This is a genomic window from Candidatus Bathyarchaeia archaeon, from assembly GCA_041447175.1.
Lineage (GTDB): Archaea > Thermoproteota > Bathyarchaeia > Bathyarchaeales > Bathycorpusculaceae > JADGNF01.
Window position 1 is genome coordinate 2,029,201 of record CP166960.1, and the last position, 18,134, is coordinate 2,047,334.

15 protein-coding genes are annotated in these 18,134 nt (G+C 50.7%); all 15 read right to left on the minus strand.

Annotated elements, in window-relative coordinates; genetic code table 11:
* Position 1 precedes the first annotated feature (1 nt).
* Positions 2-1,078 carry a pyridoxal phosphate-dependent aminotransferase gene (locus ACBZ72_10565; GenBank protein XES76612.1) on the minus strand — a complete coding sequence of 359 codons (1,077 nt, stop codon included), beginning with the start codon at positions 1,076-1,078 and terminating at the stop codon, positions 2-4.
* A gap of 35 nt (positions 1,079-1,113) precedes the next feature.
* Positions 1,114-1,374 carry a chorismate mutase gene (locus ACBZ72_10570; protein XES76613.1) on the minus strand — a complete coding sequence of 87 codons (261 nt, stop codon included), beginning with the start codon at positions 1,372-1,374 and terminating at the stop codon, positions 1,114-1,116.
* Entirely contained in the window at positions 1,374-2,480 is a 1,107-nt protein-coding gene (gene aroC, locus ACBZ72_10575) for a chorismate synthase (protein XES78678.1), read from the minus strand. Before aroC ends, ACBZ72_10570 begins: the two co-directional genes overlap by 1 nt.
* Positions 2,461-3,762 carry a 3-phosphoshikimate 1-carboxyvinyltransferase gene (gene aroA, locus ACBZ72_10580; protein XES76614.1) on the minus strand — a complete coding sequence of 434 codons (1,302 nt, stop codon included), beginning with the start codon at positions 3,760-3,762 and terminating at the stop codon, positions 2,461-2,463. The genes aroC and aroA overlap by 20 nt, the downstream gene beginning before the upstream one ends.
* Positions 3,759-4,640, minus strand: a complete 882-nt coding sequence (locus tag ACBZ72_10585; GenBank protein ID XES76615.1) for a shikimate kinase — start codon at positions 4,638-4,640, stop codon at positions 3,759-3,761. The genes aroA and ACBZ72_10585 overlap by 4 nt, the downstream gene beginning before the upstream one ends.
* Before the next feature lie 10 nt (positions 4,641-4,650).
* Entirely contained in the window at positions 4,651-5,511 is an 861-nt protein-coding gene (locus ACBZ72_10590; protein ID XES76616.1) for a shikimate dehydrogenase, read from the minus strand.
* Positions 5,508-6,170: a type I 3-dehydroquinate dehydratase gene (locus tag ACBZ72_10595; protein ID XES76617.1), complete on the minus strand. Its 663-nt coding sequence runs from the start codon at positions 6,168-6,170 to the stop codon at positions 5,508-5,510. Before ACBZ72_10595 ends, ACBZ72_10590 begins: the two co-directional genes overlap by 4 nt.
* Positions 6,167-7,183 carry a 3-dehydroquinate synthase II gene (locus ACBZ72_10600; GenBank protein ID XES76618.1) on the minus strand — a complete coding sequence of 339 codons (1,017 nt, stop codon included), beginning with the start codon at positions 7,181-7,183 and terminating at the stop codon, positions 6,167-6,169. Before ACBZ72_10600 ends, ACBZ72_10595 begins: the two co-directional genes overlap by 4 nt.
* Positions 7,180-7,971, minus strand: a complete 792-nt coding sequence (locus ACBZ72_10605) for a 2-amino-3,7-dideoxy-D-threo-hept-6-ulosonate synthase (protein ID XES76619.1) — start codon at positions 7,969-7,971, stop codon at positions 7,180-7,182. The genes ACBZ72_10600 and ACBZ72_10605 overlap by 4 nt, the downstream gene beginning before the upstream one ends.
* 51 nt (positions 7,972-8,022) lie before the next feature.
* Positions 8,023-9,267, minus strand: coding sequence for an aspartate kinase (locus ACBZ72_10610; GenBank protein ID XES76620.1), 1,245 nt, complete (start codon positions 9,265-9,267; stop codon positions 8,023-8,025).
* 299 nt (positions 9,268-9,566) lie between these two features.
* Positions 9,567-10,277 carry a UPF0280 family protein gene (locus ACBZ72_10615; protein XES76621.1) on the minus strand — a complete coding sequence of 237 codons (711 nt, stop codon included), beginning with the start codon at positions 10,275-10,277 and terminating at the stop codon, positions 9,567-9,569.
* 22 nt (positions 10,278-10,299) lie between these two features.
* Positions 10,300-10,707, minus strand: coding sequence for a 4Fe-4S binding protein (locus ACBZ72_10620; GenBank protein ID XES76622.1), 408 nt, complete (start codon positions 10,705-10,707; stop codon positions 10,300-10,302).
* Positions 10,708-10,711: 4 nt separating this feature from the next.
* A complete protein-coding gene (locus ACBZ72_10625; protein XES76623.1) occupies positions 10,712-12,232 on the minus strand; it encodes a homocysteine biosynthesis protein in 1,521 nt (506 codons plus the stop codon).
* Positions 12,233-12,540: 308 nt separating this feature from the next.
* Positions 12,541-15,189, minus strand: a complete 2,649-nt coding sequence (locus tag ACBZ72_10630) for a PQQ-binding-like beta-propeller repeat protein (GenBank protein XES76624.1) — start codon at positions 15,187-15,189, stop codon at positions 12,541-12,543.
* Positions 15,190-15,364: 175 nt separating this feature from the next.
* Positions 15,365-18,049 (minus strand): PQQ-binding-like beta-propeller repeat protein, encoded by a 2,685-nt coding sequence (locus tag ACBZ72_10635; protein XES76625.1) that lies wholly within the window; start codon positions 18,047-18,049, stop codon positions 15,365-15,367.
* Between the last annotated feature and the right edge of the window lie 85 nt (positions 18,050-18,134).

The window sequence follows — 18,134 nt, forward strand, 5'->3', positions numbered from 1 at the left end:
TTTACTGAGCCTCGCAGATGCGTTGTAGCGCAGTTTCTATCTGGTCGCGTGGTGCCGTCAAAGAGATGCGGAAGTGTTCAAGGTAGTCTCCAAAAGAGGAGCCTGGAGCGATGGCGACGCCTTTGTCAAGCAGGTCCATGGTGAATTTTTCGGAGTTTAACCCGTCGCGTTTGGGAAACACGTAGAAGGGGGCTTCGGGTTTAGAGAAGGAAAAGCCCGCTTTTGCTAGCATCTCGCTTGCTATGTCAGCGCGTTCTTTGTACTCGTTTTTGATGGCGGTCGCGATTTTTTCTCGCAGCTCTAAACCTTTCATGGCGGCTTCTTGAACGAAAACGGGGACGTTGTTGATTGTTATTTGGTTTAGTTTGGTTATCTTGTCCACCAGCATTTTTTCGGCGATGATGTAGCCGATACGCCAGCCGGTCATTGTGAAGGTTTTGCTAAAGCCGTTACTGAGGATGTGTTTACATTCGCCGTCGTATTCCAAGATGCTTTTGGTTTTGGTGAAGGCGATGGCAGCGTAGACTTCGTCGGAGAGTATGGTTATGCCTCTGCGGTTGGCAACTTCAACCACGGCATCAAGGGTTTTGTCATCCATGATTTTGCTGGTGGGGTTGTTTGGGTTATTGAGAATAATCATTTTGGTGTCTTGGTCAATAAGCGCCTCAAGTTCAGCGGGGTCTACTTTCCAGCCGTTCTCCAATTTGGTTGGAAGAAGTTTTACGGTGGCACCTATGTTTTTTGCAATCAGGCTGTAGGCGGTCCAGTAAGGTGTGGGGATAATGATGTTGCCGCCGTTTCGCGTCATTAAATACATGGTGGCAAAGACGCCCCACTTAGAGCCAGGGGTGATTACAACGTTTTCGGCTTTGACGCCGTGAATTTGGGCGATTTCTTCGCGGAGTTTCATTTCGCCGTAAGCAGAAGAGTACTTGGTTTTTCCTGCCTTCATTGCAGCGTACGCGGATTCTACAATTTCAGGAGGCGTGTCTAAGTCGGGGTCGCCCAAGTTAAGTCGGATTATTTTTTTACCTTCACTTTCCAGTTTTAGGGCTTTCTCATTTATTTCATATAGCATACAGGTTACTCTCCGTAAAGAGTTAGCGTAAGTTCCTATTCTTGAACGGAACTGCACATATTAACTATTTCGCGGTAAACTGCCTCAACTAAAACGGGGTCAATCCCCAACTGCTCGGCTTGGTCTCGAATGCGCTGGTAAAGCAGTTTTTCACGCGCCAAATCCTTCACGGGCAACCCCTGCAGCTTCTTTGCAGAGCCGATGTCTTCGCAGATTTTCACGCGGTCAGCAAGCAAACGCAAAATCTGCTCATCTACAAAGTCAATTTTTTTGCGCATGTCTTTGAGGTTAGCCATCAGTCTTGCCTCTTGAGGACTTGGGGTAAGAAGCCTGCCCTAATCAGGTGGTCGGCTAAGGTTATTGCAACGGCGGCTTCCACGGCGGGAACCGCTTTGGGAACCACGCAGGGGTCGTGTCTGCCCCCAACTTTGACTTTGGCGTTTTCCATTTTGGAGAGGTCAACGGTTTGCTGCTCCTTGGTGATGGAGGGGGTAGGTTTGATGGCTACGCGCAAAGTTATGGGCATACCTGACGATATGCCGCCCAAAATGCCTCCAGACTGATTAGTTGCCGTTGCCACTTTGTTGGCCTGCATTTGGAAGGCATCGTTAGCTTGGGAACCAAGAAGTTCGGTTATACGAAAGCCTGCGCCAAACTCAACGCCTTTGACCGCAGGAACCGCAAACAAGTTCTTTGCAAGGTCTGCATCTAAAGTATCATACAACGGTTCCCCAACACCAACAGGAACATTAAGAGCGATGCATTCCACGATGCCGCCCAAGCTGTCGCCGGCTTTGCGTGCTTCTAAAATGGCTTCCTCCATGCGCTGCGCACAAGCTAGGTGGGGGCACCTTGATGCTGACTGGTAAGTGTTTTGCCGAATAGTTTCAAGGCTTGGCAACTCTTCAACGCGGTTTCTGCCAATGGACACTGTATAGGCTAACACGTCAACACCTAAATGATTCAGCAGTTTTTTTGCTAAAGCACCCGCCATTATAAGCGCTACCGTGACTCTGCCCGAAAATCTTCCACCACCACGATAGTCATTGAAGCTGCCGTACTTGACTTTGGCGGGGTAGTCGGCGTGGGCGGGTCGGGGCAGGTTTTGGAGGCTGTCGTAGTCGCTGGAGCGGGTTTCTCGGTTCGCTACTATCATGCAAATCGGGGCGCCCGTCGTGAATCCGTTAAAGACCCCCGAAAGAATCTGAACAACATCCTTTTCCACTCGTCCTGAAACCAATTCGGGTTTTTGCAGGGGAATCCGCCTGTCCAAATCTGCCTGCACATCCACCTCAGAAAAAGGCAGCCCCGCGGGGCAACCGTCAACAACTACGCCTATCTGGCGTCCGTGGCTTTCCCCAAAACTTGTAACAGTGAATTCTTTACCTATCGAGTTCCCCAACGACATCGGCTCCTAACGCAGTTAAATCAGTGAAGAACCGCGGATAAGACTTTCTGACACATTCAGCGTCCTGAATCACCGTTTCGCCCTCGGCTCGCAAAGCGGCGACAGCGCACGCCATGGCAATTCGGTGGTCGTTGTGGGTGTCTATTGAGGTGCCGTGAAGTTTGCAAGGTCCCTTGATGGTTAAGCTGCTTTCATCCATAGCAATATCCGCGCCCATCTTGGATAGCTCCGCGTAAAGTGTGGCTAAACGGTCAGATTCCTTGAACTTTAAGCGTTCCGCGTCATGAATCCGCGAGGTTCCGTCAGCGTAGCAGGCAAGCACTGTACATATGGGAACAAGGTCAGGGATGTCTCGTGCATCCACGTCCCCAGCAGTCAGCAGGTTGCCATCGCCTTCGATTTCAATTTGGTTCTCACAAACTTTGACGTTGACACCCATCTCCTTGAGGATACGCACGATGGCTTTGTCGCCTTGAATTGAGCCATAGTCAAGGTTTTTGATGGCAACGTTGGATTCAGTGAGGGCTGCTGCTGCAAGCAGAAAAGCCGCCGAAGAGAAATCGCCTGGAACCATGCTGTCTAAGGGAGTGTAGGTTTGGTCGGCGGGGATTTTTACGCGGCTAAAATCCTCAGAAATATCGACTTTGACGCCGTGTTTGTCCAAAACATTTTCGGTCATGAGCACGTAGCTTTTGGATTCCATCAGCGACGTTAAAGTCAACAAGGTGTCGGCTTTTGCCAAGGGGCAGGCAAACATGAGCCCAGAAACGAATTGGCTGCTTACATCGCCAGGCATGGAGGTTCGTCCGCCGTGTATGCCTCCACCTTCCACAACAACAGACGTTTTTCCCCGCATCGTCTGAATTTGGGTTGGGGCACCAAGTTTTTTCAGACTCTCCAGCAACGGCGCTATGGGTCGTTTTGCTAAGCCTTTTCCGAGGACAAAAACGGATGGTTCAGGTGCTAAAGCGGCAACGGGAATCATGAACCTTAGGGTAGCGCCTGATTCGCCGCAGTCTATGGGTTTTTTTGCGCCTTTTAGTTGAGTTGTGCCTTCAACAATCCAGCAGTTCTCTGTTTCTGTGACTTTTGCGCCCAGTGCCTTGACGGCTCGCAGGGTGGCTTGGGTGTCTTCAGAGATTAGTGGGTTAGACAGCTTGGATTTGCCGCAGGCTAGAGCGGTTGCGATGAGCATTCGCTGGGTGTAGGGTTTGGATGGAGGGGCGCATACGTCGCCTCGGAGTTTTTCGGTTCTTTGAACTGTGAGGTTGGTCATTGTTGGGTCATCACTTTAGCTTTTTGGTGGTTTAACCCTGCCGTTATTACTTCGCCTGTGTGCCGCTCAAGGGCGGTCTTAACGTGGTCAATTGCGTCGGGGGAAACCACCGTGGTTACGGCGGGACCTTTTCCGCAGAGCCCCGCAGCGAGTGCTCCTGCGTTGAGGGCATCTATTGCCACGGAGCAGTCGTAGCCTAACGCTGCGGAGTAGATTAACCCGTTTAGGGAGAGGGCAGTCCAGTAGTTTTCTTGGAGGGTTTCTTTGTAGGCTACGTCCACAAGCGGCTTAACAGTTTGCAGTTTTGCTACGTTGGAGTCGCCCGTGTAAGCCTTCTTGGAGGGCACATGGAACAGGACAGATAAACCCTCGGGCAATATTGAATGTTTGACAAGTCTCCTCTTTAAGTTATCTGTCACCACGATGCCGCCCAGAAACGATGCACACGCATCATCAAAGGCACCCGTCACAGTAACCCGTGCATCAAAGGCGGCGTCCACACCCAAATTGACCACCGCCAAGTCGTCAAGAGATTTTCCTAAAGCGGCAACAGTTGCCAGCGCCACAGCGTTTGCGGCGACGCTGCTGCTTTTTAAGCCGCGGGCAACGGGAATGTTTGAGGTTGTGGTCACTTTGGCGCCAAACTGCGTTTCCGCCTTAAAATGCTCCAGCACTCTGGTTGCGGCACGTTCAATTAACAGTGTATTCTCTGAGGGGTCCGAAACAATTTTGGCTTGGATCAGGTTTGGTTCGCTGGTAAGCTCCACTTCAGCCTTAGTCCAAAGGTCCACGCCGAAAGCTGCGCCTGCCCCGGTGGCGATGGCGTTCACGATTGTAGCTGCCCCGTGTGCGATGGCTGTTGCTTTTCCCAGAGTCACCTTTTATCACCTATTGATGCAACTGTGATAGTGCTGCCTTCCTCATAACTCCTACGGGCGCAGCTTTGCCTGTCCATAGCTCAAAAGACGCCGCGCCTTGATAGAGCAGCATTTCCACACCGCTGACCACGCGGGCACCCGCCGTTTTGGCGTCTTTAGCTAACTGGGTTTCCAGCGGGTTGTACACGATGTCCATAACAGTCAAACGGGAAGTTAACCATTCTGGCTTCACAAGACTCAGGCGGGGTTGGGGTTGCATGCCCACGTTGGTAGCGTTAATCAGTATGTCGGCGTCCTGCAGGTTTTGCCGGATATCGTCAGGGGCAGTTGAGGCGACGGCAACTTTTTTGCGGAATTTCTGGTTCAAGGTCTCCGCTAAACCAGCCAACTTCTGAGGCGTTCGGTTCAAAAGAACCAGCTCGTCAACTTCTCGTGCAAGAGCATAAGCAATGGCTTTTGCTGCACCGCCCGCGCCAAGCAAAACCAGCTTTTTTCCCGCCAATTCTGCCCCGTTTTCTTCCAGCGCGCGGTGGGCACCTGTGCCGTCGGTGCTAAAGCCGCGCAGTTTGCCGTTGTCGTTAAAGATTGTGTTAACTGATTCGAGAAACTGGGCGGTTTCGTCAACTTCATCCAAAAAGGGGATAACCGCTTTTTTGTGAGGCATCGTCACGTTCAAGCCGCGTATGCCCAAGCTGCGTACGCCGTTCATGGCGGCTTCAACTTGGCTGGGTAACACGTGAAAAGCCAAAAAAACGTCGTCTAGGTTTAGTGCTTGGAAAGCGGCGTTCTGCAGGGCGGGGCTTAAAGTGTGCTCTATGGGGTCGCCTATAACGCCGTATAGGGCGGTTTTTCCAGATATGTTCATGGTCATTTGAGTCCCAATAACTCGTAAGCCGAACGCATCTCCGTAACCGTCATTTGCCCAGGCGCTGTTTCAGAGCCCCGTTCCAATGCGGCAAACGTGAAGAAGCCCCCGCAAAGAGGCGACAGAAGCCGCGAAACCTTGCCCAATGCCCCCATTGCAAAGCACACGGGTTTTTTCCTCACGGGGGCTGCCTGAAGAAACTGCAGCAGGGTAAGGTTGTCTTCCATTTTGTTGGCGGTGGTTACGATTTTGCAGACGTCGGCGCCGCTGGAGATTTCCCGCTCCAAGATGCGGTTTAGGTCGGGGATGCTTGGGGTTTTGGTGTAGTCGTGGAAGGAAACGACGCATTTGGCGCCGCGGGATTTGGCTTCGGTGACAAAGTTTTGAAGTTTAGGAGTAGACAACTCAGCATCCACATATCGAAAGCCACTTAACGCGGCGTGCAACAGAAACTCTTGCCGGTCCGCCTCTTTCTTTTGAGATTTATCCGTGGCAATCAGGGGGACACTGTGTTGTGCGGTTAAATCGGAAAGTTTAACGTTTTTTTCCAGGCAGTCTAATCGGACTTCAACAAAATCCACCTGTGACTCTTCGGCTTGTGCGATTAGCTTTTGGGCTTCCGCTACGGTTTTGGGAAGAATCGACACGCAGATTCGAATGGTCAACGTTCAATCACCGTTTCTTCCGTGACGGAGACGCCAAAATGCCTGCCGCCTTTCGCTGAGAGGTGAACCATAACTTCGTCGCCCTCTTTGAGCTCGGTGACTGGGGTGGAACCGTTTGGGGTGACGACGCGGATGGTTTCAGCATTTTGTAGGATGGTTTTGATGGTTTTGCCTTCCACTTGGGCTTCAATGAGCATAAGGGGGCGGATTTCGATTTTTACTCTACCAACGTTGGCTTTTCGGGTTTTGCCCTCACGGTTGACGACTATTACTTCGTCGCCTGCCTTGAGTTCAGAGAGGTACCGTGTGTTTTGTAGTGAACCCAACGTGTACATGGAAAGCGAGCCGGCGTTGACCCTGAACGGACGCGCCGCCACATAGGGATTCTCGTGCACCTCGGCTTCCACCAGAAAGAGCCCAGCGCTTTGGCTTCCGATAAGCATGCCTTCGCCTGCTTCCATCAGGTCACAGGTGTCCACACAGACCCGTGCGCCGTTGCCTATGGGTTTTGTGAGGGAGATTTTTGCGGTTGTCAACTCAGTTTTCAGCGCCTTGGGTTTTGCAACGACGACGGTCTTAAGCAACTCGTCAGCATCAGAGGTTTTGAGCAGCACACCATCGGTGCCTAACTCTAGGGTTTCAAGCACGACGCGGGCTTCTTCAGCGTTGGCGACCTCGGCGACGAGTTTGCTTTTGCCGCGGGTTTTGGCGATGAGGTTCTCCAGTGGAATAACCCGCCAATCCGCACAGTCAATAACGATGTATTTGACGCCTAACTCGGCGGCGTGAACCGCGAAATTTTCTGATTCCTTGCCTTTAATGGTTATGCGTAAAGCCTGAGGTAGAGTGGATAGGTTTTCTATCGGTTGCTGTTCTGCGGCTAAGTCTGTGAGGGTGACTTCGGATTGGTCGGCGGTGAAGACTATTTTGTTGCCGTTCACAACTGCGTCGCCGTACTGAGAAGCCAGCCCGCACAGGTTTTCTTGGTTGGTTTGTATCCAGAGTTCCTTCAAGGTTGCCCCTCCAAAATTGCCTTTGCTTGGTCAACGGATGCGCCGCCGTGGACGATTGCTGAGAGCGCTTTAACCATGAGGGCGGGTTTTTCGTGTTGGAACACGTTTCGCCCGATGGATAAGCCTGCGCTGCCTGCGGTTAGGGCTTCGGCGGTCATTTCCAAGATGTCGGAGGCTGTTTTGGCTTTAGGTCCCCCTGCTATAACGACAGGAACCGCACAGCATTCCACGACAGCTTTGAATGATTCCACGTTGCCTGTGTAGTTGGTTTTGATGATGTCAGCGCCCAACTCCGCACCCAGCCTAGCCGCATGTGCCACGACATCGAGGGCGTGTTCGTCGTTTATTTTTGGTCCTCGCGGGTACATCATGGCTAAAAGGGGCATGCCGAAAAGGTCGCATTCCTCCGCAACTTTGCCTAACATGGCAAGCATTTGGTCTTCGTCTTGTGCCCCCACGTTAATGTGCACTGAAACCCCGTCGGCGCCTATGCGTACGGCTTCCTGCACGCTGCAAACTTGCACTTTTTTGTTCTGGTTTGGGCTCAAGTTTGAAGCCCCAGAAAGCATAACGATAAGTCCAGCTTTTCCCGTGTCAACCCTTTTTGCGATGCCCTTGTGAACTAAAACGGCGTCCACGTTTCCGTCAAGAAGGTTGTTGATTGTTTTCTGCATGTTCTGTATGCCCGCACATGGCCCAATGGTTACGCCGTGATCCATGGGCACAATGACGGTTCGGTTGTCTTCCCTGAATATTCGGGTTAATCGCCGTTTTTTCCCTACATCCATCCCTTGTATTCCGCTCCACAAATAAACTCGTGATTTCTGGGGAGTTCCATCTCATTTGCTCCTTAAGGAGTTTCTGATTAACTCCAACGCTTTTTCTCGTTCACTCCAATCCACAAACAGCAAAATACTTGAGGTTATGGTCAATATACCCGCGATGTTTATGCCGTTCACCCGTAAGACCTCGCTAACTTTGCCAATTATGCCCTGCGTTTCCTCCAAGCCGACCCCGCGGATTTTCAGAAAAACAATATCCTTTTTGACCGCCATAGCTTTGGCTTCTTCGTTTTCAAGGACGGTTTGGTGGATGTCGTTAAAGAGGGCATCGAGGTTTTTATCGGCGGACACGTAGAGGAGAGCAGAATTAGTATTCATTGATAGGGCGAGTAGGGCAGCGTGTTTTTTGGCTTTGGCAACCAACCCTTCAACAAGCTTGAAGTTGTCGGAAAGCCGATGACCCACAATGGTTATTTCCGCGATGGGTGACTCGTTTGCTTGCTCTACATCCAGCTCGGTTTCTAAGGCACCAGTGATTATTGTGCCCTCTCGGGTTAAATCACCATACGTGCTGCTTATTACACGCACGTTAATGGCGGGTGGCTTGTATTTGAGGGCTTTGCGGTGAATGAATTTGGCTCCTGAATCCGCCAGCCCCACAAGAGTGTTTACGTCTATTTCGGGCAGGCGTTTAGAAGAGGTGACAACTTTGGGGTCAGCAGACATTATGCCGTCGGCGTCAGTGGCTAAAACCACTTCATCTGCACAGAGGGCTTCAGCTAAAAGGAACGCGGTGGTGTCGCTTCCGCCTCGTCCAAGGGTGGTCACGTTACCTTTTTCTGTTTTGCCCACGAACCCCGCGATAACTGGAACAATGCCGTTGTCGACTATGGGAAGCACATAGTCGCGGATTTTCTGCTCGCAGAGTTGCCGTTGAGGATTCGCGTTAGAGAAACAGTCATCTGTTATGATTGGCCAATCCTCGTCTCGTGGGTCAAAGTATCGGGAGTCAACACCGTTAGTGCGCAGGGCAGCAGAAAATATACGTACGCTTGTCCGCTCACCCATCGAGAGAATGTCGTCAAGTTCGTGTTTCTCAAGTTTTCCGTTGGAGGTGTTTTTGGCGGTGTTCATAAGCACATCCGTTGTTTTGCCCATCGCTGAGACAACCACAGCTATCCTTGTGCCTGTTTTGGCTTCGTTAACCACGGCAGCTACCGCTTTGGAAAGCCGCTCAGGGTCAGCTAGGCTAGAACCACCGAATTTAACCACGATTTTTTTGCAAGATTTTTCAGGTTTCATTTGCCATCCATCCGCGCCCAGAACTTTGCTCAAAAGTTTTGTTCTGGGCTCAGTTATAGGGATAATAAAAGTAGTACTCGAAGCTAGGGAAACGTGCAGAAAATTCTTTCGCGTTTTGGTGCGAATTCATGAGTATAGCCTCGAACCTGCTAATGTTTTTCGAGCTTAAAAAATAAAAGTTTTTCGGAGCCAAACTCTGCGACCTGAAGCGAATGCCGTGGGCAAATCAGCAAAGAAACTAAAAGGGTAGAGGGATAGGGGTCTACCCAAAAGTAGTTAACCTACACACCAACGGGCGTTTATTGTGTTGTTGGGTTGACTTTGATTATCTGTGGAATCTTGCCCCATGTGCCTACGTTCCCCTGATATACAATCATCACGCCCTCCACACCAACAATGGACTTAGAAACCGAGATGCCACGTTCAATTGCCGCCTTGAAGTCTTCGCCCTTCACCACGTTTGCCACTGCCGTTGCTGCCGCATCCGCCAACCCCGCTTCCCTGCAGAAAACCGTCGCCGCCTCAGCATCCCCAAAACTCAACGCGTGACTAAACCTGCCAGAGCTGGTACCTAAACCGACGGGAAACTCGGTCAAACGAAAACCGAAGCGTCTTGACAATGGTTCATCTCCGACTACAACGGCTACATCAACTGGGATGTTAGAAACAGCAGAAATTTCGCCGCCGTCCTCAACAACCGCTACCCTGCAACCATTTGTGACCATGTCTTGGACGGCTAAATCCGCCAGCACACCCGCAACGGCAGCCATTGGACCCACGTCGGCTTTTTCTGCGGCTTGAGCCATCAACTTTGCCACAGGGGGTTCTGTGGGTGGGGGAAAAGGTTTGAGGGTGTAGTTGAATTTTGGGTGCTTTTCGATGAAGGCTTCAAGTTGGGTGTAATGATGTTGAATTGAGGTTTTGGCGGCTTGGATACCGCGCTCAATGTCGGAGACGATGGTGCATTGGGAGTCTTTGTAGGTGAAAGCTTCTTTGAACAGTTTTGTCATGCTGACTATTGTGCCGCCTCTTCTAATGCGAATTGTTCTGTTTAACAGATTTTATGGCTTTCGCGGGACAAGCATCCACGCAGGCACTGCAGGTGCTGCCGACGCATTTCTCCTGGTCAAAGACAATCGACCAATCTTTCGCCACGGTGATGGCGTCCACTGGGCACAAAGAAACGCAGGAGCCGCAGCTGATGCATTTGTCAGTGTCTACTTCAATTAGTTTGGGGAAGCTGACAATGACCCCTTTTTTGCGGAAAGCCGCCACAACCTTATCCAAGGCTTCATTGGGAACCTCAACGAGGACTTCGCCGCCTTTGCTGTTCACGTAAGCAGTTAGAATGTTGAGGGGCACTTTCAAGTCGAGGATAATCTGGGAAACAATGGGCTGCTCAACAGTTTCCTCAAAGAATCTGAGAAGAATCCGCACCATCCGCTTATTTCCTCCCCAACAGTTTAGAGACATCCTCAGAGGTAACTATCCCCAAAACCTTCTTGTCATTGTCAATTACCGGAAGCGCAGAAATGTTGTGCTGAGCCAAACGCTTTGATGCAGTTTCCAGCGGCTCATCAGGTTTTGCCGTAAACACCCGCCGAGTAACAATATCAGCCAAAGCAGATTTGCCTTCGGCTAACGCACGAGTGATGTCCCATGAAGTCACTATACCATTGAGTTTGCCTGAATCGTCAACAACTACGATGTGGTTAACGGATTTAGTCACAATTCGTTTGGCTATGTCGCCGATGGCTTCGGTTTCGTTGCAGGTCACCGCTTTTTGCATTACGTTGACCACAAAAGCTGTGGCTTCGGTTTGCTTCATCGGTTTGGAAATCGTGTCCAAAGGCAACCGCTCCACAGGCAAAGACAAAAAGAACTCGCCGTCCGCAATCCACTGCTTTAGGGTTCCAGCAACTTTGCGGGCTGTTTTCATGCTGGAAAGCGAGCTGACCTTTATTCGTTTGTCGCCCAAGGTTATGCTGCCTGATTTTAATTCTTTGTAGCTAACTTTAGCCAATTTAGGTCGGTCTCTGCGGGGAACCCCATAATCCACTACGTCCGTAAAGATTTCTTCGTCGCGGATAGCGGTTTTCTTCACCAACCCCTCATTAAGGATGGGAATAGGTATGCCTAAACCAACGTACAGGGTTGTGCCATACCGCGTAAATGATGCCCCACGCAGAAACTCGGGACTCATTTTCTTGGCGTCCCCCCGAACCATCAACGTGCCATTCTGGCTTTTGGCTTCATGCTGAGTGCCTTCGCCGATAACGTAACCCTGCGCGCCGCCCAGAAAGATGCGAGTTCCAATGCCGATGGTCTCGTAGTCAGGGTCATTCATGAGGGGATTAAGCTCGCCGGCACCTGAAAAGGTGGCGTTATGCATTCGCGGAAACAGTTTCCCCATGTAAGTGTAGATGGTTTCGTCTCGGCTATTTACCGCACAGTTGTAATGCTGGTAGCAGTTACGGAAGTTAAGCAGATAAAACTGGTTAAAGTCATCTTTAGTCAGGGTTGTCTTCAGCTCTGTCCGCGGATAACAATCAGTGCCGCACGCAGTGGCATCTAGCTCAACCTCTTTGCCCGCAACAAGGTCCTCAATTAAATGTCCACCACCATACTCAAACGGCTGCGTTTCGGACATGGCAGTGGCGCCAATGTACAAGTCCACGGCTGCGCCGGGATGACTGATGGGAACGTTGTTAATGTGGACATTTTCAAGTTTCATAGGCGGGTCAGGGTGCCCCACATTTAGGATAGCACCTGAACTGCACATTGCCCCAAAAGTGCCCGTTGTTACAACATCAACTTCTTTAAACGCAACTTCCACACCGCTACTTTCTACAAGACGCTTCATTTCTTGAGCGGTCAGAACCTGCGCATCGCCTTTCCTAATTTTTTGGTTTATTTCTTCGATTGTTCGTGTATTTTTTTGAGGTTTTAGCGCGTTTACCTCCAACCAATGCCATCTGATTGGTCTGCGCTTATTAATAGGTTTTGCAGAACAAGTACACAGACGCATTCAAAGCCATTTCAATAAAGTTACAATTTAATACTCTTCAGATGAACACAGTAACATACTTTGAAAACGATTTGGAATAAGAAAAAACATCTTGTTGAAGGGTTTGCCGAAACTCTGGACCGATCTAGGAGAGATGATGAACAATCAAACGAGCAAGTGTGATTGCTCCCAGAGTTAACTCGGCCCCTCCAACAAGCCAAGCGTTCCGGTTTTCAAAGAAAAAAGGGATGTTTGTTGTTTTGGCATCACTTTCGTTTCTTCAAGATGAGGGCTACTGCTACAAGGGCAATGATAACCACTGCAGCGCCTATTGCCAGATAGGTTGCGGTTGGAGCACCACTAGTTGGTTGAACTGCTTGGGAGGGTGAAGGGGAAAGTGTCTGCGTAGGTGTTGAAGTTGGTGGGGATGTCGGAGCGGAAGTTTGTGGGGGTGTTGCTGTAACGATTGGCTCAGGGGCAGAGGTTACGCCGATAGCGGTCACTGCATGGGAAGGCCAGTATGAGCAGGTTCCTTCGAAGGTGGCGGTTATGGTGTATTCGCCTTCAACTGGTGGGGTCCAAAGTTTCTTGAACATACCGTCTTTGTCAGTTGTTACTGAGCCGATGATTTGCGTGTTGCCGTTGGGGTCAAGAGCAGTCAACTCTACTGTGACGCCAGTTGCGTCTGAGGGCAGGGGTTTTTGCATGTAAAGGTACTCCATCCATTCGCTCATGCTTTCGTCGGAAATTGCGGGGGTGCCTGCCGCGGGGATGCCAAGGCAAGTTTGACCAGGTGATTGGTCGGTGACTGCGCCTTCGATTAGGACGCTGCTACCTTGGGTTGTGACTTTGGGTGACGCCGAGACGGCTGTGGCGCTCAGTCCTTGGCCAAAGCAGTATATTTGCATGTCATAGAGGTTCAGGTAGATTACGTATCCGTCGGCGACTGCAACGCTGCCGTCTGCGCCCCATCCAGCGACATTCCAAAGTTCGGTGCCGTTGAATGCGTCGATGCATCGGAATTTAGAGCCTGTCCAGTGGGGTGCGTTTGCTGAGTGCTCGTAGCTGTAGGCGTAGAGTTTGCCATCTGCGACCGCGCCAATTAGCAAGGAGAAGGCACCATAGGGCGTTGCGAACGTGGGTGGTTGAGTGTAGTTCCAAAGCAGGTCACCGGTTTTCATGTCGTAACAGTAGATTATGCCAGAGTAGCCAGTGGTGTATAGTCGTCCGTAGTTGACCGCGGATGCGCCTACGCCGAAGGCTCCAGTGGTTAGGGCATAGAAGTTCCAGTCATCTTCTGATTGGGTTGGTCCCCAAACTTGCGCTCCGGTGTCCATGCTGTAGCCTACCCATTGGATGGTTTCTTTGTAGTAGAGGGTGAATACGCGGCTGATTGGGTCAATTTGTCCCATTGAAACGGAAATGTTGCCGCTGGGAGCAGTCATTGGTTGTGTCCACAACACTTTGCCTATGTCTCCCTTGGAGGCATTGAGGTTTATTGCCCAAAGCGTGTAGTCAGACCATGAAGTTCCAACTGTTGGAAAAGCGCCTGTTCTGCCAATAACCATGTCACCGTACACTGCTTTTAAGATGGAAGCCCCCGCGCCTACGGATGAGGGAAGGGTGACGTTCCATGAATAGGCATTGCTTGCATCAGTGACTTTGCCTACGGGGCGCCATTGGAATGCGCCGCTGCTGGTTGTGTCTGTTGGGGAGGTAGCGCCAGTTAATGCTTGAACTGCCGTGTTATTCCACAGGGCTAACCAGTTGCCTGTTGGGCTGAGTTGGTAGATTAGGATTTCACCGTTTGGACCATACACGTTGGTTCCTGCAGGAACGCCAGTCAGAGTGAATAGCCAGTTTCCGTCAATTGGGTCATATGCAGTCCAGTTAGCTGGGCCCACGGGACCAAAAAAGCCGCCGCCTGTGGTTGCCCACATGAAGCCGTTTGGAACAACCCCGTGTTGGTTCATTGATTCATAGTCGTAAAGCTGAGCAAAAGAGGGCATAGGCATGTTTTGCCAGTAAATTTGTTCGCCTGTGCGTAAGTCGACGCAGACATAGCCGTCGCCTGAGGGAACGTCGCTTCGGGGCAGATTGTAGTAGAGTCTGCCGTTGATGATTAGGGCGCTACTCATTTTTCCTTCGTATGCGGTTCCAGAGTAGTAGGTCATGCCGTCGGTTCCAGTTCGAGTTCCACCCACAACGCCTCCGAACGAGAGGGGTTTTGTCCACATGATGTGCGCAGTGTTAGCGGCTGCGCCGTCTAGTTGTACACGTCCTGAAATTTGTGGGCTGCCAAGCCAGTTTGAAGCTAATGTAGCCCAGTTGGTGTTTTGTCCTTCAATTGGGCGCGTCCAATAGTTGGTTGGAAGCGGATAGCTTTCGGGGGTAGGCAACCGTTCTTGCTGAACTATAAGGGTAGTGGTTGCAGTGCTAGCGGAGAAAGTGTCATTTACGTAGTTGCTGGGTGAGCCAGGGACACCAGTGGGACCGTTCAACGCGGCTACTTGCCCTGGGAAGTTAAAGACGAAAGTGTAAGTACCAATCTGGTCAGGTGTGTAGGCAGTGTAAGCACCACCCACAGGGTCAGATGTGAATGGCCCCAAAAGCTCAGTTTGTCCATCAGGTTTAGTGACTTCAATGGTTAAGTCTACCCAGCGGTCACCACCAGAACCAGCAGCGGTTGGTGGAGGCCAGTTAAGCCAAAAGACTACGGCAGCGATTTCGCCGACACCCACAGTTTTGGGTGCAGCCGTGATGTAGGCATAAGTGGGTATGGTCCATGCAGGGTCATGAGCGGCAGCAATAGGGAGGACGGAGAAAACAGAGACAACAAGTGCAAAAAACAGCGTGGCAGCAAGGAGTTCGTTTTTTCTAATTTTAAACCTTTTAGTTAACGGATTATTTTTCATTTCCTTCTCTCCTTGAGGTTTTCTTCAATTACCAATCTTGTCAGCATATATAAGATTTTTCTTTAAACATACACAGAAAGAAAAAAAATAAATTTATAGACAATAAAAACAGCCGAAAATACCCAAAAAAAAGGGAGTGTATAAGAAACAGGCAAAAAAAGAAAAGAAAGGGAGGTTACTTGCGACGCTTAAGCATCAAGGCAGCTGCAGCCACCACAACAATGACCACTACTGCACCGATGGCGATGTATGTCGTTGTGGGTTCACCGCTGGTCGGTTGAGGGGCAATGCTAGGCGAGGGAGAAGTTGGCGTTTGCGTGGGTGCCTGAGTCTGCGCCGGCGAAGTGGGTGCTATTGTCGGGGAGGGCGTTGTGACTATGGGTGCGGCTGCTTCCATTACGCCGATTGCTGTTTCTGCACTTGAGGGCCAGTAAGAGCTGCTTCCTTCAAATGTGGCAATAACTGTGTATTTTCCAGGCACTGGTGGCGACCACAAATAGCTGTACAGTCCGCTTTTGTCTGTTGTTACGTTGCCCATGTCTTGAGTGTTTCCGTTGGGGTCAAGAGCAGTCAAATGCACTTGCACACCCTCCACATTTGTCGGCATTGGTTTCTGCATGTAAAGATACTCCATCCATTCACCCATGCTTGCGTCAGAAACTGCGGGGACAGTGTTGAATTCGCCGCTGTCAACCAGTTGTTTTGCGCCTGCTGCGCGGTCGGTAACTGTTCCACGGATTATCAGGCTTTGACCGTGGTTTATGGCTACGGAGGGGGCGTCAACCGTTACTTCGCTGGGTCCTTTGCCGATGCAGTAGACTTGCATGTCATAGAGGTTAAGGTAAACAAAGTAGCCGTCTGCAATTGCTGCACCGCCGTCACCGTATGACGAGGCGCCGTGTGCATATAGAGTCCACAGTTCGTCACCATTGGTTACATCTAAACAGCGCACTTTTGCCTGCTTCCAGTAAGGCGCACCAGAAGAGTGTTCGTTAGTGGCCAAGTATATCTTGCCATCAGCAATTCCAGAAATGCCAAGCGGATAGCCGCTGTAGGGTGTTTCCAGCCCAGAAGGCGCATTATAAGTCCACAGGACATCACCATTTGTCAGGTCATAGCAGTATACTTCACCAGAGTATCCAGTTGAGAAAAGCTTGCCGTATGCTGCTGCGGAGGTTGTCATGGCACCGCCTGCGCCTGAATAGAAGTTCCAGGGGTTTTCAGAGGCGGTCGTCCAAAGTTCCGAGCCAGTGTCCATGCTGTAGCCGGTCCATGAAATGGTCTCTTTGTCAAAGTAGGTAAAGACACGTGCAGTCGCATCAATTGCCCCGAAGGCGCGGGTGGCATTTCCTGACGGCGCGGGCATCTCCATCGTCCACAGCAGTTGACCGCGGTTTTCTTCTTTCAAACTCAAAGCGCTAACGGTGGTGATTGCAGGGGTGCCAAAGCCAAGGAAAGAAGTCAAGGGAGTGCTGACAATAACCATGTCATCGTAGACCACGGCGACTATGGAGGAGCCAGATGTTAGTTGGGGTATTGTCACGTTCCAAGAGTATGCGTTGCTTGCATCAACTGTTTTGCCTACGGGACGCCATTGATAATAGTCGGTGCTTGTGTAGTCGGCGGGGTTTGTGGATGCAGTCAGGGCTTGCACTGCCGTGTTATTCCATAGAGCCAACCAGCCATTCTGAACGTTGAGGATATAACGCAGTATCTCGCCGTGTGGACCCATGATTTCTGTGCCAGTGGGTACGTTTGTCAGCGTGAATAACCATTCGCCATTTAGCGGGTCGTATGCAGTCCAGTTAGCGGGACCTACAGGTCCAAAGAAGCCACCGCCTGTTGTAGACCACAAGTAACCGTTGGGGATAACTCCGTGCTGATTCATTGATTCGTAGTCGTAAAGCTGAGCAAACGAGGGCGCCTTTAGAGTGTTACCTAAAGTGGTGCTATGCCAAAGTTCCTCGCCTGTTTGTAAGTCAACACAAACGTATCCGCCGCCGGTGGTAGCGTCGCTTTTAGGTAGGCTGTAGTAGAGTCTGCCGTTGAGAATTATAGGGTCACCAAATTTGCCTTCATAGTTGGTTCCATCATAATAGGTGATGTCGTTTGGAAGGGTATTGCTTCCTCCTACGACACCTCCGAAGGAGAGCGGTTTGGTCCACATTATGTGAGCACTTGCTGGAGCAACACCATCAGGTTGGAAGTGCCCAGTTATTGCGCTTCCAGACAGAGAGTTCGATGCGATGGTTGCCCAGTTGGTGTTTTGTCCTTCAATGGGTCGGGTCCAGTAGCTTGTCGGCAAAGGAAAATCTGCGACTGCTGATACCGCTGCTGGTTGAACAACAAGCGTTGCCGTTGCTGTGCTAGCGAGGTAGGTGTCGTTGACATAGGCGCTTGGGCTACCAATCAAACCCGTTAGAGGGTTATATAGACTGGCAACCTGACCAGGAAAGGTGAACACAAAAGTGTACTTTCCTGTCTGGTCAGGGGTGTAACTAGCGTAACCGCCGCCAACTGGGTCGGAAGTCAGTGGCCCTAAGGTTTCGGTGTGTCCATCGGGTTTGGTGACTTCAATTGTCATATCAACCCAGCGGTCACCGCCAAAGCCAGCTGCGGTAGGCGGAACCTTATCCAGCCAGAAGATGAGAGATACTGGTTGTCCAACGCCCACGGGGTCAGGAGCAGCGGTAAGATAAGCATATGTTGGGACTTCTTGCGGGGGATCATGTGCAGAGACGTTTGGCAGAGCAACGAGCGTGGAAGTAAGGATAAGTGCCAGAAATAGCGTGGTCAGAGTTGCCGCAACTTTGTGGGTTGAGGTCTTTCTCATGAGAATGTTTCCTATCGAAACGTTCATTTTCTTTTCTCCTAATTTTCCGTAAAGGACACCTTTCAGCAGAATTTGTATATAACATTTATCCAAATATCGGCAAAAAAAGAAA

Bases quoted from the DNA above. Each gene is read 5' to 3' on its own strand.
- ACBZ72_10565 (XES76612.1), bottom strand. From the start codon at position 1,078: ATGCTATATGAAATAAATGAGAAAGCCCTAAAACTGGAAAGTGAAGGT.
- ACBZ72_10570 (XES76613.1), bottom strand. From the start codon at position 1,374: ATGGCTAACCTCAAAGACATGCGCAAAAAAATTGACTTTGTAGATGAG.
- aroA (XES76614.1), bottom strand. From the start codon at position 3,762: ATGACCAACCTCACAGTTCAAAGAACCGAAAAACTCCGAGGCGACGTA.
- ACBZ72_10590 (XES76616.1), bottom strand. From the start codon at position 5,511: ATGACCATGAACATATCTGGAAAAACCGCCCTATACGGCGTTATAGGC.
- ACBZ72_10605 (XES76619.1), bottom strand. From the start codon at position 7,971: ATGGATGTAGGGAAAAAACGGCGATTAACCCGAATATTCAGGGAAGAC.
- ACBZ72_10610 (XES76620.1), bottom strand. From the start codon at position 9,267: ATGAAACCTGAAAAATCTTGCAAAAAAATCGTGGTTAAATTCGGTGGT.
- ACBZ72_10615 (XES76621.1), bottom strand. From the start codon at position 10,277: ATGACAAAACTGTTCAAAGAAGCTTTCACCTACAAAGACTCCCAATGC.
- ACBZ72_10620 (XES76622.1), bottom strand. From the start codon at position 10,707: ATGGTGCGGATTCTTCTCAGATTCTTTGAGGAAACTGTTGAGCAGCCC.
- ACBZ72_10630 (XES76624.1), bottom strand. From the start codon at position 15,189: ATGAAAAATAATCCGTTAACTAAAAGGTTTAAAATTAGAAAAAACGAA.
- ACBZ72_10635 (XES76625.1), bottom strand. From the start codon at position 18,049: ATGAACGTTTCGATAGGAAACATTCTCATGAGAAAGACCTCAACCCAC.